Raw genomic sequence first — 14,756 nt, forward strand, 5'->3', positions numbered from 1 at the left:
GCGTGCGCACACCGAGGCGGGCGGCCGCCAGTGCCGCTTCCGTACCGGCGTGGCCGCCACCTATGACGATGACATCGAAATCTGTCGGGTACTGCACTTTGTCTACACCTGAATACGCGGGTATCGCATTTTACGCCGCCGCCGGATTTGCCACCAAGCCGCTACTTGCCGATGCAAAAGGTCGAAAAGATCCGCCCGAGCAGGTCGTCGGCGCTGAATCGGCCGGTGATCTCGCCCAGCGCCTCGTGCGCAAGCCTCAGTTCCTCCGCGGCCAGTTCCCCGCTGCCTTGCTGCAGCAGCGGCACGGCGGCCTGCAGGTGACGGCCGGTCTGTTGCAGGGCGTCGAGGTGCCTGCGCCGGGCGATGAACAGCCCTTCCTCCCCGCCGCCGTAGTGCGCCAGCGCCTTGATACGCTGATACAGGGCCGGCATGCCGATGCCGGTTCTGGCGGAGATGCCCAGACCGTCCGGCCGCTCGCCGGACGCACCGCTGCTCAGATCCACCTTGTTGAACACCTGCAGGACGGCGACGCCCGCCGCCTCGACACGTTGCACGGCCGTCTGTTCGATGTCCTGTACGCCCTGCACGTCGTCAATCAGGATCAGCACCAGATCCGCCCGTGACACCTCGTCCCAGGCGCGGCGGATGCCTTCCTGTTCCACCGGATCCGCGCTGTCGCGCAGCCCGGCGGTGTCGATGATGTGGATCGGCAGGCCGTCGATCTCGATCTGTTCGCGCAGCACGTCGCGGGTGGTGCCCGGGATCTCGGTGACGATGGCGCTGTTGTGGCCGCTCAGGTAATTCAACAGGCTGGACTTGCCCGCGTTCGGCCGCCCCAGGATCACGACCTGCAGGCCTTCGCGCAGCAGGCGTCCCTGACGGGCGCCGGCCAGCAGCCGGTCCAGCTGCCCGACGGCGTCCTGCAGGCGGGCGTTCAACGCCGCGTCGGCCAGAAAATCGATTTCCTCTTCGGCGAAATCCAGGCAGGCCTCGATATGCGTGCGCAAGCCGATCAGCGTTTCGTGCAGCGCCTCGACGCGCTCGGAAAACACCCCTTGCAGGGAATGCATGGCGCTGCGCGCCGCTACCCGCGAGCCGCTGTCGATCAGGTCGGCCACCGCCTCGGCCTGAGCCAGGTCGAGCTTGTCGTTGAGATAGGCGCGCAGGGTGAATTCCCCGGGGCGGGCCAGGCGGGCGCCGAGCTCGAGCACTCGGCCCAGGATCATGTCCAGCACCACCGGTCCGCCGTGCCCCTGCAGCTCAAGCACATGCTCACCGGTGAAGGAACGCGGCGCCTCGAAATACAGGGCGACGATCTCGTCCAGCGTCTCGCCCGCGGCGTCGCGGACGCGTGTCAGCGTGGCCGTGCGGGCGGCGGGCAGCCGGCCGAAGAGCGTTTCGGCGATCGCGGGTACGGCGGGGCCGGAGAGCCGGATCACGCCGATACCGCCACGCCCGGGAGGCGTGGCGATGGCGGCAATGGTTTCCTGATAGTCGGCCATCACAGCCGCGGGCGTGTTCAGCGCCGCTTGAGCTCCATGTCACGCTCGATCTTGCGCGTGATGACCCACTGCTGAGCGATGGAGAGGATGTTGTTGGTCAGCCAGTAAAGCACCAGGCCCGACGGGAAGAAGGCGAAAAAGAAGGTGAACGCCACCGGCATGATCATCATGATCTTCTGCTGCATGGGATCGATCTGCGGCGGGTTCAGCCGCTGCTGCAGGAACATGGTGACACCCATGATGACGGGCAGCACGTAGTAGGGGTCCTTCACCGACAGGTCGTTGATCCAGAACATGAACGGTGCCTGACGCAGCTCGACGCTCTCCAGCAGCACCCAGTACAGGGCGATGAACACCGGGATCTGCACCACGATCGGCAGGCAGCCGCCCAGCGGATTGATCTTTTCCTTCTTGTACAACTCCATGGTCGCCTGGCCGAGCGCCGAGCGGTCGTCGCCGAGGCGCTCCTTGATGGCCGCGATCTTGGGCTGCATGGCGCGCATGCGCGCCATGGAACGATAGCTGGTGGCGGACAGCTTGAAGAAGGCCAGCTTGATCAGCACCGTCAGCAGGATGATCGACCAGCCCCAGTTGCCCACGATCTTATGGATATGCACCATCAGCCAGAAGATAGGCTTGGCCAGGAAGGTGAAGATGCCGTAGTCGTTGGTCAGCTCCAGGCCAGGGGCGATGGCCTCCAGCCGTTTCTGGACCTTGGGCCCGACATACAGCTCGGCCTTGAAGACGGCGTTCTGGCCGGGCGCCACGGTATGGCTCGGCGAGAGCAGGCCGATCATGTACTGAGCGTCGTCGCCTTTGCCCAGCACGCGGGTGTAATACTTTTCCTTGGCGTCCTGCGCGGGAACCCACGCGGACAGGAAGTAGTGCTGCAGCATCGCGATCCAGCCGCCGGTCAGGGTCTTGTCCAGCGGATTCTCCTGCATCTTGTCGAAGGCCAGCTTTTCGTAACGCCCGTCTTCGTAATAGGCCGCGCCGGTGAAGCTGTAGGTATGCGGCTGGGTGAAGGAATGGTGCGTCACCACCTCGCCGTGGCGCAGCTGACGGTACTGGCGGCCGCTCCAGGTCCTGCCGCTGCCGTTATGGACCTGGGTATCCAGCTTGATGAGGAACTTGTCGCGCTCAAAGATATAGGTTTTGGTCACCACCATGCCGTCGGCGTTACGCCAGGTCAGGGGGACGCGCAGCTCGTTCTGCCCGGGCGCCAGCTCATAGTTCAGCTTTTGCGCCTGGAACACGGCGTGATGATTCGGCACGGTCAGACCGTTGCCTTTCCCCTGGTCGCTGATCAGTCCGCTCTGGGCCACATAGGCGCGGCCGGCTTCGTGCAGCACGACGAACGGCACGTCGGGCTGCTCGACGGAAACGGGGTAGGTCGGCAGCTGCGCCTTGATCAGCGTCCCGCCCCGGGTGCTGATCTCCACATCGAGCAGGTCGGTACGCACATGGATAATCTGGCCCTCGGCCGGCACGCTCGCCGTTGCCGGCTTGGGCTTGGCCGGCGTGGTCTCGTCAGCCGGTGGCATGTCGGCTGTGGAAGGGCCCGGCACCTCACCGGGCTTCGCCGCCGGGGTTGCGGGCGCCGCGGTTGTTTGTTCGGTGCTGGCCTTGGCCGGCGCCTGTTTCTGCAGGTGGTCGGTCTGCCAGGTCTGCCAGATGAAGAACAGCAAAAAGGCGAGGGCGAGATAAAGAATCGGGCGCTGGTTATCCATGGTGACGGTGTCGCGCGTTGGGTTCGTTGGGATCGGGGACCGGGTCGTAGCCGCTGCCGCCCCAGGGGTGACAGCTCAGGATGCGGCGCAGCGCCAGACGGCCGCCGCGCAGTATGCCATGTTTCTGCAGGGCTTCGATGCTGTAACTGGAACAGGTGGGGCTGTAACGACAGCGCGGCCCGATAAGGGGGCTGATCACGTACTGATAAAAGCGGATCAATCCGATGAGGAGGGCGCGCATTGCCGTGTCAGCCTTCGCCAGTGCTTGTCCAGCGATTCAAATACGTCGTGATTCGACAGCTCCACCGCCGGCGGTTTGCACATCACGACGATGTCGATGCAGGGCAAACCGTGCTGGTGATGTCGGAAACTTTCACGGATCAGGCGCTTGAGGCGCTGCCGATCCACCGCACGTTTGGCGCACTTTCTGGAAATCGCCAAACCGAGCCGTGCGTGTCCGCACTCGTTGACTCTCGCCAGCAGGGTGAACGCGCGGTCGCCGCTTCGTTCAGGCCGGGAGAACACCCGGGCGAACTGGGCAGATGTCAGCAGCCGCGCCGGACGGGGGAATCTCCGTTCGGTTCGTTCGGGAGCCGGGCTCAGGGGCAGAGGCGCGCGCGACCCTTCGCGCGACGGGCGTTCAGGACCTTGCGGCCGCCACGGGTGGCCATACGCGCACGAAAGCCGTGCGTACGCTTGCGCTTCAGGTTGCTGGGCTGGAACGTTCTTTTCATCTGCTTGCTGCTCCCGCAGGGACCCGCTCGGGGCCGCTTCAAAAAGGCCGGCAAAAATACTGATAACTGCGCGCAATGTCAATCCGCACAGGGTGTGGATAACTGTCCGCGCTAAGGTATAGACTTGCTTCCCCCTTTTATAGCCCGTCGATTCCTGGAGGAGTACGCCTTAGATGTCCAACCTCATCTGGCAGCAGTGCGTGGAACGCCTCTCAGGTGAGATCGACGAGCAGGCCATCAACATGTGGGTCAGGCCGCTGCACGCGGTCGCCAGCGATCACGAACTCCGCCTCCTGGCACCGAATCGCATCGTCGTCGACTGGATCAACGAGAACATCTTCAGCCGCATCCAGAATCTCGCGGCGGAACTCACCGGCGATACCGACCTGCAGGTCAGGGTCGAGGTCGGCGCGGCCGATGCTCCGGTAAACCATGCCGTGGCCGAATCCCAACCCCGTCCCGCGGCAAGCTCTCCCCGCTTCACCAACAACCTCAACCGCAACTTCACCTTCGACAACTTCATCGAAGGCAAATCCAATCAGCTGGCCCGCGCCGCCTCCCGGCAGGTCGCGGAGAATGTCGGGCAGGCCTACAACCCCCTGTTCATCTACGGCGGCGTCGGCCTCGGCAAGACCCATTTGATGCATGCGGTGGGCAATATGATCCTGGCCCTGAAGCCGAATGCAAAGGTCGTCTATCTGCATTCCGAACGCTTCGTGGCCGACATGATCAAGGCGCTGCAGCACAACGCCATCGAAGACTTCAAACGTTATTACCGTTCGGTCGACGCCCTGCTGATCGACGACATCCAGTTCTTCGCCGGCAAGGAGCGCTCCCAGGAGGAGTTCTTCCACACCTTCAACGCCCTGCTGGAAAGCCAGCAACAGGTGATCCTGACCTGCGACCGCTTCCCCAAGGAGGTGGACGGCCTGGAGGAACGCCTCAAATCACGCTTCGGCTGGGGATTGACCGTCGCCATCGAGCCTCCCGAACTGGAAACCCGTGTCGCCATTTTGCAGAAAAAGGCGGAACAGGCCGGCATCGAATTGCCGGGCGAAGTCGCCTTCTTTATCGCCAAACGCATTCATTCCAACATCCGTGAGCTGGAGGGCGCCCTGCGCCGGGTGATCGCCAACGCCCATTTCACCGGCCATCCGATCACCCTGGATTTCGCCAAGGAGGCGCTGCGCGACCTGCTGGCCCTGCAGGACAAGCTGATCACCATCGGCAACATCCAAAAAACCGTGGCCGAGTACTACAAGATCCGCGTCTCCGATCTGCTGTCCAGCCGGCGCAGCCGCTCCATCGCCCGCCCCCGGCAGGTCGCCATGGCCCTGGCCAAGGAACTGACCAACCACAGCCTGCCGGAGATCGGCGAGGAATTCGGGGGACGCGATCACACGACGGTCCTGCATGCCTGCCGTAAGATCAAGGAATTGCGGGAATCCGATATGCGCGTCAGCGAGGATTACACCAATTTGTTGCGAACCTTGAGCAGCTAGTACACTTCTGTGGATAACTTGTGGGCTTGTTGTCAGAATCTGAATGCCATGGCACTCATCCACATTTCATCCACAGCTATTCCCCGCGTGTTCAGACCACTGCCAACAGCCTGAATAGCGGTATAACTAGCTGAATTTTAAGGATAAATTTAAAGTTATCCGCAGCAAAGCGGCGCACTTATTATTATTACTGTCTTTCTTAAAACTAATAACTAGGATTTGGCACCATGAAATTCAGCATCGCTCGCGAGGATCTTCTCAAGCCCCTGCAACAGGTCATCGGTGCCGTTGAACGGCGCCAGACCCTGGCGGCTCTGGGCAACGTGCTGATTCGCGCCACGAACGATCTGCTCGAGCTGACAGCTACGGATCTCGAGGTCGAGTTGCAGGCCAAGCAGCCTCTGGCTGTTGATGAACCCGGAGAGATCACCGTTCCCGCCCGCAAATTGCTGGATATCTGCAAGGCCTTGCCGGAGGAGGTTCAGATCGAGTTCTCGCTGGACAAGGACCGAGCCGTGATGCGCGCCGGACGCAGCCGCTTCACCTTGTCCACGTTGCCGGCCAGCGAGTTCCCCGTGCTGGAGGACACCAAGTTCCAGCAAAGCCTCACGGTCAGCCAGCAGGTGTTGAAGTCGCTGATCGAACGCACGGCCTTTGCGATGGCCAACCAGGACGTGCGCTATTACCTCAACGGCCTGCTGCTCGATGCAGACAAAGACATTCTGCGTGCGGTGGCTACGGACGGTCACCGTTTGGCCCTGTGCGAGCATCGTGACGGCCTGGATATCGCCAATCCCCAGCAGGTCATCATCCCCCGCAAGAGCGTGATGGAATTGCAGCGTCTGCTCGACCACACCGATGAACCCGTCACCATCCAGCTGGGCGCCAATCACATTCGCATCGAACTTCAGGGACTGCGCTTCACTTCCAAGCTCATCGACGGCCGCTTCCCCGATTTCAACCGGGTGTTGCCGCAGGACACGGACAAGACCCTCAGCATCGATCGCGAGGTACTGCGTCAGGCCCTGTCGCGTGCCTCCATCCTGTCCAACGAAAAGTACCGTGGCATTCGTTTGATGCTGGGCAAGGACGCCGTGCGCATCCAGGCCCACAACCCGGAGCAGGAAGAGGCCGAAGAAGAGCTCAGTGCCAATTACCAGGGCGGTGAACTGGAGATCGGCTTCAACGTCAATTACCTGATCGATGTGTTGAGTACGGTTACCGGGGACACGGTCGAGGCCAATTTCAAGGATGCGAACAGCAGCACCCTGCTGTACGACCCGAAGTCCCCCGAGGCCCGCTTCGTGGTCATGCCCATGCGTCTGTAGGTCGTGAGTGCACCTCGCTGAACTGAACATCACCAACCTGCGCTGTATCGAACAGGCCCGGCTGTGCTTCGCACCGGGCCTGAATCTTATCTACGGCGACAACGCCGCCGGCAAGACCAGCCTTCTCGAGGCTATTTTCTTTCTCGCCCACGCCCGCTCCTTCCGGGAGACCACGCTGGATGCCCTGCCCCGACACGGCAGTGAGGTGTTGCGTATTTCTGGGCAGATCGTGGCGGACGGTCGCAATATGCCGATCGGCGTCGAACGGCGCGGACGCCAACTGCTGGCGCGTATCGACCGTAAGCCGGCCCCTTCGGTTTCCAGTCTGGCCCAGCACCTGCCCGTGCTGGTGGTCCATCCCGGTTCGGATGCCCTGGTGCTGGGTGGCCCGGGCGAACGCCGGGCATTTCTGGACTGGGGTTGTTTCCACGACAGTTCGGCTTTCCACCCGATCTGGCAGCGATTTCGCCGCGCGTTGGAGCAGCGCAATCAGCTTCTGCGCCTGGGCCGTGCTTCGCGCGAGTTGGGGATCTGGACAGAAACCTTTATCCAGGCCGCTGTGGAACTGACCGAGGCCCGACAGGCCTATTTGTCATCGTTGGAGCCGTTTCTTGATCAGGCCATGGAGGATCTCGAACTCACTGGACGTATCGGGCTCCAATATCGGCGCGGCTGGACGGAACGCCAGACCCTGCCGGAGGTGCTGCACCGCCATCGAGAGGTGGAACTGAGACGCGGATTTACCCAGGTCGGTCCACAGCGCGCTGAACTGGATATCCAGCTGGATGGTGAGCCGGCGGCACAGACGGCATCGCGCGGACAGATCAAGACCCTGGTCGCGGCACTGCGCCTGGCCCAGGCCGGGCGTTTCAATCGGATCCGCGGCGAGTCGGCGCTGTTCCTGGTCGACGATCTGCCATCCGAACTGGACAGCCGGCATCGCCAGCGTTTGCTGCAGGCCCTGCAGCGGCTCGGGGCCCAGGGCTTTATCACCGCCATCGAACCTGACAGCCTCGATTCGACCGATGGCCGGATCGAGAAAATGTTTCACGTGAAACAAGGCGGGGTGACGGAACTGGTATAATGGCGGCTTGCAGGAGATCCCATTTATGACGGAACAAACAAGCTACGACTCCCACAGTATCAAGGTCCTGAAAGGTCTGGAAGCCGTCCGCAAGCGACCCGGTATGTATATCGGCGATACGGACGACGGCACCGGCCTGCACCATATGGTCTTCGAGGTGGTGGACAACTCGATCGACGAGGCCTTGGCCGGGTATTGCACGGAGATCAAGGTCACCATCCACCAGGACAACTCCGTGACGGTCACCGACAACGGCCGTGGCATTCCGGTGGATATCCATCCTGAGGAGGGGCGCTCGGCCGCGGAGGTCATCATGACCGTCCTGCATGCCGGGGGTAAGTTCGACGACAACTCCTACAAGGTCTCGGGCGGATTGCACGGCGTGGGCGTATCGGTCGTCAACGCCTTGTCCGAGAACCTGGAACTCACCATTTATCGTGACGGCAAGATTCACAACCAGCAGTATCAGCTGGGCGAGCCGCAGGGATCGCTGGCCGTTGTCGGGGAATCGGACAAGACCGGCACCACGGTGCATTTCAAACCCAGTCACTCGATCTTCACGGACACCGAATATCACTACGACATCCTGTCCAAGCGGCTGCGCGAGCTGTCGTTCCTCAATTCCGGCGTGCGCATCGTGCTGGAAGACGAACGCAGCGACAAACGCGATGTGTTCGAGTACCAGGGCGGCATCCGGGCGTTCGTCGAACACCTGAACAGGAAAAAAACGCCCCTGCACCCCTCCGTGGTCTATTTCCAGGTCGAACGCGACCACATCGTGGTGGAGGTGGCCCTGCAATGGAACGATTCCTACCAGGAAAACATCTTCTGCTTCACCAACAACATCCCGCAGCGTGACGGCGGCACCCATCTGGCAGGATTCCGTGCGGCGCTGACCCGCAGCCTGAACCAGTATATGGAAAAAGAGGGCATCACCAAGAAACAGAAGGTGGTGACCACCGGCGACGACGCCCGGGAAGGGCTGACGGCCGTGGTGTCCGTGAAGGTGCCCGATCCCAAGTTCTCGTCCCAGACCAAGGACAAACTGGTGTCCTCGGAAGTGAAGGGCGTGGTCGAGTCGGCCATGAACGAGCGGTTTTACGAATTCCTGCTCGAAACGCCGGCCGAGGCCAAGATGATTACGCAAAAGATCATCGAAGCGGCCCGTGCCCGGGACGCCGCGCGCCGCGCGCGCGAGATGACCCGTCGCAAAGGAGCGCTGGACGTGGCCGGGCTGCCCGGTAAGCTGGCGGACTGCCAGGAAAAGGATCCCGCCCTCTGCGAACTGTATCTGGTGGAGGGCGATTCCGCCGGGGGTTCCGCAAAACAGGGAAGGGACCGGCGCACCCAGGCGATCCTGCCGCTGAAGGGCAAGATCCTGAACGTCGAAAAGGCACGCTTTGACAAGATGCTGTCCTCCGCGGAGGTCGCGACCCTGATCACGGCGCTCGGATGTGGCATCGGCAAAGACGAATTCGACGTGGACAAGCTGCGTTACCACCGCATCATCATCATGACCGATGCCGACGTGGACGGCTCCCACATCCGCACCCTGCTGCTGACCTTCTTCTACCGCCAGATGCCGGAGCTGGTGGAGCGCGGCTATGTCTATATCGCCCAGCCGCCGTTGTACAAACTCAAAAAGGGCAAACAGGAACAATACGTCAAGGACGATCAGGCACTGCTCACGCACCTGCTGCAGACCGCGCTGGAGGATGCCCGCCTGTACGTCAGCGAGGGTGCGCCGCCGATCAGCGGCCAGGCGCTGGAGGAACTGGCACTCAGCTACACGGCGGTGGAAAACACCATCGAGCGGCTGTCGCGCCGGCACGAGCCGGCACTGTTGCGTTCGATGCTGTTCAATGCCCCGTTGGCGGCTGAACAGTATGCGGACCCGACGGCGCTCGACACCTGGTTCGGACGGGTGCTGGACGCTGTCCCCGAGAACCTGCGGCGCAGCATGCGTTACGAGGTGGTGCAGGACGAACAGGACCGGGCGCGGGCGTTACTGACGCGTATTGTGCACGGTCAGCCGATCGTCCATCCCTACGGCCACGAATTCTTCGCTTCCTCGGAATTCGAGTTGATCCGTTCTCTGGCCGAACGCCTGGACGGATTGCTCGACGAGACGGCCCGCGTGCAGCGGGGGGAGAAGTCACAGCCGGTGCAGCATTTCGGCCAGGTAGTCGAATGGCTGATGAACGAGGCCAAGCGCGGATTGTCGATCCAGCGCTACAAGGGGCTGGGCGAGATGAACCCCGAGCAACTGTGGGAGACCACCATGAATCCGGAGACCCGGCGTATGCTGCAGGTGCGCATCGAGGATGCGGTTGCGGCGGACGAGGTCTTTACGACCCTGATGGGCGATCAGGTGGAGCCGCGGCGCGACTTTATCGAGCAGAACGCGCTCGCCGCCAGCAATATTGATATTTAATCCTTAAAAATCAATTGGTTGCCTTGTAAAGACCCATGTCGCGGGCGCGCTTGTCCTGTTCGAGCTGTTTCATGACCAGCCCCAGCGCATCCATATAGGGTACGACCCGGTTCTTGCGAATAATGGCCCGCCCCTCGCTGCTGTAGGCGAAGGCGATAAACTGCTTGACCAGTTTCAGATTCTCATCGGTGGGCGAGTAAACCAGATAAAGCGGCCGGTACAGGGTGTAGGCGCCGCTGTGGATGTTTTCCGGCGTCGGCTGTTTGCCATCGAGGCTGAGTATCTTGACCGGCCGTTTGCGGCCGCTGCTGATGCCGGTCACGCCCAGCGCCAGCAGGTCCTTGGGGATGGCCTGTTCCAGCGGGCCGGACGAGGGGTATTCCTTGTACGCGTAACGGGCGAGATCCGCGTCGTAATCCGCCAGCACCAGCTTGCGCAGGGTGCGCCCGACCCCTGATATCTTGCCCTTGCGGACCAGCAGATGGATGGGGGCGTCCTGCCCGCCCAGTTGTTTCCAGTTGGTGATCTTGCCGAGCAGAATCCCGCGCAACTGGGCGAAGCTGATGTTGTCGACGGGGTTGTTGCGGTTGACGATTACCACCAGTGCGTCCCAGGCGATGGGTTTGAATACCGGTTGCAGTTCGTTCGGATCGCCCTCGATACGAAAACGGCAGGACCCGCCCATGTCGACCTTGCCGGCCGCCACCTGGCGGATACCGTAGGTGGCGCCTCCGCCGGACAGACTGATGTGTATCCCGGTCTTGGTTTCGAAGGCCTTGGCGAGATCCTGCATGAAGGCCTTTTTGGTGATGCCGCAGCCCGCCCAGCTCAGCGTCTTGGTTGCGGCGAAGGATGGCGCCGGTAAAATCAGCAGCGCCAGTAGACAGACACGAAAAAAGATACCGCGTATCACGATGATTGCCCCTCCCAACAAATAGTGGCGTATGCCCAGGCTGCCTGTGGCAGCGGATTTGTTGTTATGTGATGATGTTCTGGGCAATACAGGGTCGAGATTATCACGCAGTTCGAATCGCGGCCAGCAACCAAAAACAGGGGGCATTCATGGGCGGCTATATTCTTCTCGGCATCGTGATCGTGGTGGCGATCTATGCCGTGATTCTGTACAACAATCTGGTTTCGCTGAAGCACAACGTTTCCAAGGCATGGTCGAACATCGATGTGCTGCTCAAGCAGCGCCATGATGAGCTGCCCAAGCTGGTGGAAGTCTGCAAGCAGTACATGCAGTACGAACAGGAAACGTTGCAAAAGGTGATGCAGGCCCGCAGTCGGGTGGCGGATGCGCAGCGTGCCGGCGACGTGAAGGCTCTGGGCCAGGCGGAAGGGGCGTTGCGGGTGGGACTGGGCAATTTGTTCGCGGTGGCCGAGGCCTATCCGGAATTGCGCGCGAACGAAAACTTCCAGCACCTGCAACAGCGCATCTCCGGTTTGGAGAACGCGATTGCGGACCGGCGCGAGTTCTACAACGAGAGCGTCAACCTCAACAACATCCGTATCGAACAGTTTCCCGATCTGATCATCGCGCGGATGATCGGCTTCCAGGCCTTCGAGCTGCTCGAGTTCCGCGACGAGGAAAAGACCGACGTCAACATCAAGGCCCTGTTCGGTTGATGTCGAGGCATGCTGTTTGAACTCAAGGCGCGCATCCTCGCCGTAGACAGCACCGAATTCGGCATCTGGGTGGCCCTGGCGGTTGCCGCCTCCCTGGCCGGCCTTTATTTCTTCATGCGTGGTCTGAGCCGTGCGCGTCTGATCGAGGATACCCCCACGGCGCGCATCCGTTCCGCGCCGCAGGGCTACGTGGAGCTGACTGGCAGCGGCCGGCTCATGGACGGTCCGCCCATCGTCGCCGCGCTTACCGGCCGTCATTGCCTCTGGTATGAATACCGCATCGAGCGGCGCGAGCACACGGGAAGCCGGAATCGCAGCACGCGCTGGCGAACGGTCGAAAGCGGCCGCAGCGACGGCTTGTTCCTGATCGAGGACGACACCGGACAGTGCGTGATCGATCCGGACGGGGCGGAGGTCATTACTACCGGACGGGATACCTGGTTCGGTGACACGGCCTGGCCCAGCACCGGTCCCGCCGTCAGCCGCTCCTTCGGCAGTGGATTCCTGTCGCTGTCCTTCGGCTCCTACCGATACACCGAACGCCGATTGAACACCCTGGACGACCTCTACGCCATTGGTGAATTCCGTACCCTCGGCACCGACCACACCGGTGATCATCGCCAGGACGTGGTGGCGATTCTGCGCGCCTGGAAAAAATCTCCGGAACATTATCTGCGCAAGTTCGACAAGAACGAGGACGGCAAGATCGATCTGCAGGAGTGGGAGGATGTACGCAAGGCGGCCGAGCAGGAGGCATTGACGCAGAGGGCGAAGCGCAGCGTCAGTGGCGTGATCAATCTGCTGTCCAAAGGCAGGAGCGGTCGCCCGTTCATTCTTTCGGCCACCCCTCAGGACGGCCTGGCCGTGCGCTACCGTGTGATCGCCTGGACGGGGCTGGGTGCCTTTTTCCTGGCGGGAGGCGGGGCGGTTTGGGCCGTACTGGTCCGCCTGGCCGCGGGGTCATGATAGAGTAATCGGCCTGATTTCATTGCACCGACCAGGTAGACCATGAGCAATCCTCTGCTGGAAATGCAGGGCCTGCCGCCCTTTTCCGCCATCCGCCCCGAACATGTCGAACCGGCCATCGACCAGGTGCTGGCCGACAACCGCAGGGCGGTGGATGAGATCCTGGCCCGCGGTGAATACAGCTGGACGGGTTTGATCGAGCCGCTGGAGCGGATCGATGACCGCCTGGGCCGTATCTGGTCCCCCGTGCGGCACATGAACGCGGTGGTTAACAGCGAGGCGCTGCGCAAGGCCTATAACGCCTGCCTGCCCAAGCTCAGCGACTATGGCACCGAACTGGGTCAGCGCGAGGACCTGCACGGTGCGTACCGGCAACTCAAGGAAAGTCCGGAATACGCGGAACTCGGCGAGGCCCAGCGTAAGGTCATCGAGGATGCCCTGCTGGATTTTCACCTCAACGGGGTGGACCTGGCGCCGGAGAAAAAGCAGCGTCTGAAGGCCATACAGCAGCGTCTGGCTGAACTGCAGTCTCGATTCGAGGAGCACCTGCTCGACGCCACCCACGCCTGGGAAAAGCATGTCGAGGACGCACAGAGCCTGAAAGGTCTGCCGGAAACCGCCCGAGACCTGCTGGCCCACAACGCCCGGCAAAAATCCCTGGACGGGTGGTTGATCAACCTGGAATTCCCGAGCTATTACGCGGTGATGACCCATGCCGACGACCGCACCCTGCGGGAAACGGTTTACACCGCCTATGTCACTCGCGCTTCTGAACTGGGAGACAAGCGTGAGTGGGACAACGGTCCGCTGATGGGGGAGATCCTGGCGCTGCGCCAGGAGGCTGCCGGCCTGCTCGGTTTCGCGAATTACGCGGAGCGCTCCCTGGTGCGCAAAATGGCGCGCTCCCCGCAGGAGGTGCTGGATTTCCTGCGCGACCTTGCCCGGCGTGCACGCCCGGCGGCCGAAAAGGAACTGGAAACGCTGCAGGCTTTCGCCCGCCAGGAACTGGGTCTTAATGAGTTGCAGGCCTGGGACCTCGGCTATGCGGCGGAAAAACTCAAGCAGTCGCGCTATGCGCTTTCCAGTGAGGAACTCAAGCCCTACTTTCCGGTGGACCGGGTACTGGATGGCCTGTTTCAACTGACGTCACGTCTGTACGGGGTGCGCTTCACCGAGGTGAAGGACGTCGACGTCTGGCATCCGGACGTGCGCTTTTTCGAAATCCGCGACGAGGCCGGCAAGCTGCGTGCGCAGTTCTATCTGGATCTCTACGCGCGGGCGCACAAACGCGGCGGGGCATGGATGGACGAATGCATGAGCCGCATGCAGACCGCCGAGGTGGATCAGATCCCGGTCGCCTACATGACCTGCAACTCGAATCCGCCGGTCGGCGGGCGTCCCGCGTTGTTCACCCACGACGAGGTCATCACTCTGTTCCACGAGTTCGGCCACGGATTGCATCACATGCTCACGCGTATCGATTACCCGAGCGTGTCCGGCATCAACGGCGTGGAATGGGACGCGGTGGAGCTGCCGAGCCAGTTCATGGAGAACTGGTGCTGGGAACGCGAACCGCTGGATCTGTTCGCACGGCATTATGAAACCGGCGAACCCCTGCCGGACGACCTGTACGACAAGCTGCGCGCGACCAAGACCTTCCAGGCCGGCATGCAGACCCTGCGCCAGGTGGAATTCGCACTGTTCGACATGCGCGTCCATCTCGAATACCGGGACGGTGGCAGCGGGTGGATCCAGCAAATCCTGGACGAGGTGCGCGACGAGGTGGCGGTGGTCAGACCGCCGGCATTCAACCGCTTTCAGTACGGCTTTTCGCACATCTTCGCCGG

At 61.9% G+C, this 14,756-nt stretch carries 14 protein-coding genes; 7 read left to right on the forward strand and 7 right to left on the reverse strand.

Annotated elements, in window-relative coordinates:
• The 6 genes from P8Y64_09865 to rpmH form a co-directional block, all read right to left on the reverse strand.
• The coding region (locus P8Y64_09865) for an FAD-dependent oxidoreductase (protein MEJ2060776.1) at nucleotides 1–97 on the reverse strand (97 nt) is incomplete at its 3' end.
• 64 nt (nucleotides 98–161) lie between these two features.
• Nucleotides 162–1,502, reverse strand: a complete 1,341-nt coding sequence (gene mnmE / locus P8Y64_09870; protein MEJ2060777.1) for a tRNA uridine-5-carboxymethylaminomethyl(34) synthesis GTPase MnmE — start codon at nucleotides 1,500–1,502, stop codon at nucleotides 162–164.
• 17 nt (nucleotides 1,503–1,519) lie between these two features.
• Nucleotides 1,520–3,232 (reverse strand): membrane protein insertase YidC, encoded by a 1,713-nt coding sequence (yidC, locus tag P8Y64_09875; GenBank protein MEJ2060778.1) that lies wholly within the window; start codon nucleotides 3,230–3,232, stop codon nucleotides 1,520–1,522.
• Complete coding sequence (gene yidD / locus P8Y64_09880) at nucleotides 3,225–3,473, reverse strand: membrane protein insertion efficiency factor YidD (protein ID MEJ2060779.1); 249 nt, start codon at nucleotides 3,471–3,473, stop codon at nucleotides 3,225–3,227. The genes yidC and yidD overlap by 8 nt, the downstream gene beginning before the upstream one ends.
• A complete protein-coding gene (gene rnpA / locus P8Y64_09885) occupies nucleotides 3,449–3,835 on the reverse strand; it encodes a ribonuclease P protein component (GenBank protein MEJ2060780.1) in 387 nt (128 codons plus the stop codon). Before rnpA ends, yidD begins: the two co-directional genes overlap by 25 nt.
• A complete protein-coding gene (gene rpmH / locus P8Y64_09890) occupies nucleotides 3,832–3,966 on the reverse strand; it encodes a 50S ribosomal protein L34 (GenBank protein MEJ2060781.1) in 135 nt (44 codons plus the stop codon). Before rpmH ends, rnpA begins: the two co-directional genes overlap by 4 nt.
• A 173-nt stretch (nucleotides 3,967–4,139) precedes the next feature.
• Here rpmH and dnaA point away from each other — a divergent pair, with 173 nt between their 5' ends.
• The 4 genes from dnaA (at nucleotide 4,140) to gyrB (ending at nucleotide 10,314) form a co-directional block, all read left to right on the forward strand.
• On the forward strand, nucleotides 4,140–5,468 hold the full coding sequence (gene dnaA / locus P8Y64_09895; GenBank protein ID MEJ2060782.1) for a chromosomal replication initiator protein DnaA: 1,329 nt from the start codon (nucleotides 4,140–4,142) through the stop codon (nucleotides 5,466–5,468).
• 227 nt (nucleotides 5,469–5,695) lie between these two features.
• Nucleotides 5,696–6,796 carry a DNA polymerase III subunit beta gene (gene dnaN, locus P8Y64_09900; protein ID MEJ2060783.1) on the forward strand — a complete coding sequence of 367 codons (1,101 nt, stop codon included), beginning with the start codon at nucleotides 5,696–5,698 and terminating at the stop codon, nucleotides 6,794–6,796.
• Nucleotides 6,797–6,803: 7 nt separating this feature from the next.
• A complete protein-coding gene (gene recF, locus P8Y64_09905; GenBank protein MEJ2060784.1) occupies nucleotides 6,804–7,880 on the forward strand; it encodes a DNA replication/repair protein RecF in 1,077 nt (358 codons plus the stop codon).
• Between the two features lie 25 nt (nucleotides 7,881–7,905).
• Complete coding sequence (gyrB, locus tag P8Y64_09910; protein ID MEJ2060785.1) at nucleotides 7,906–10,314, forward strand: DNA topoisomerase (ATP-hydrolyzing) subunit B; 2,409 nt, start codon at nucleotides 7,906–7,908, stop codon at nucleotides 10,312–10,314.
• Between the two features lie 10 nt (nucleotides 10,315–10,324).
• Here the strand turns inward: gyrB and P8Y64_09915 are convergent, their stop codons facing one another.
• Nucleotides 10,325–11,227, reverse strand: coding sequence for a phosphate ABC transporter substrate-binding protein (locus P8Y64_09915; GenBank protein ID MEJ2060786.1), 903 nt, complete (start codon nucleotides 11,225–11,227; stop codon nucleotides 10,325–10,327).
• A gap of 149 nt (nucleotides 11,228–11,376) precedes the next feature.
• Here P8Y64_09915 and P8Y64_09920 point away from each other — a divergent pair, with 149 nt between their 5' ends.
• From P8Y64_09920 to P8Y64_09930, 3 genes are all read left to right on the forward strand, one after another.
• Nucleotides 11,377–11,943 (forward strand): LemA family protein, encoded by a 567-nt coding sequence (locus P8Y64_09920; protein MEJ2060787.1) that lies wholly within the window; start codon nucleotides 11,377–11,379, stop codon nucleotides 11,941–11,943.
• A 9-nt stretch (nucleotides 11,944–11,952) separates the two neighbouring features.
• Nucleotides 11,953–12,909, forward strand: a complete 957-nt coding sequence (locus tag P8Y64_09925) for a GIDE domain-containing protein (protein MEJ2060788.1) — start codon at nucleotides 11,953–11,955, stop codon at nucleotides 12,907–12,909.
• 42 nt (nucleotides 12,910–12,951) lie between these two features.
• Nucleotides 12,952–14,756 (forward strand): M3 family metallopeptidase (locus P8Y64_09930; protein MEJ2060789.1); only part of this gene is annotated, 1,805 nt, incomplete at its 3' end.

The sequence above is a fragment of the Gammaproteobacteria bacterium genome (assembly GCA_037388465.1).
Classification (GTDB): domain Bacteria; phylum Pseudomonadota; class Gammaproteobacteria; order SpSt-1174; family SpSt-1174; genus JARRKE01.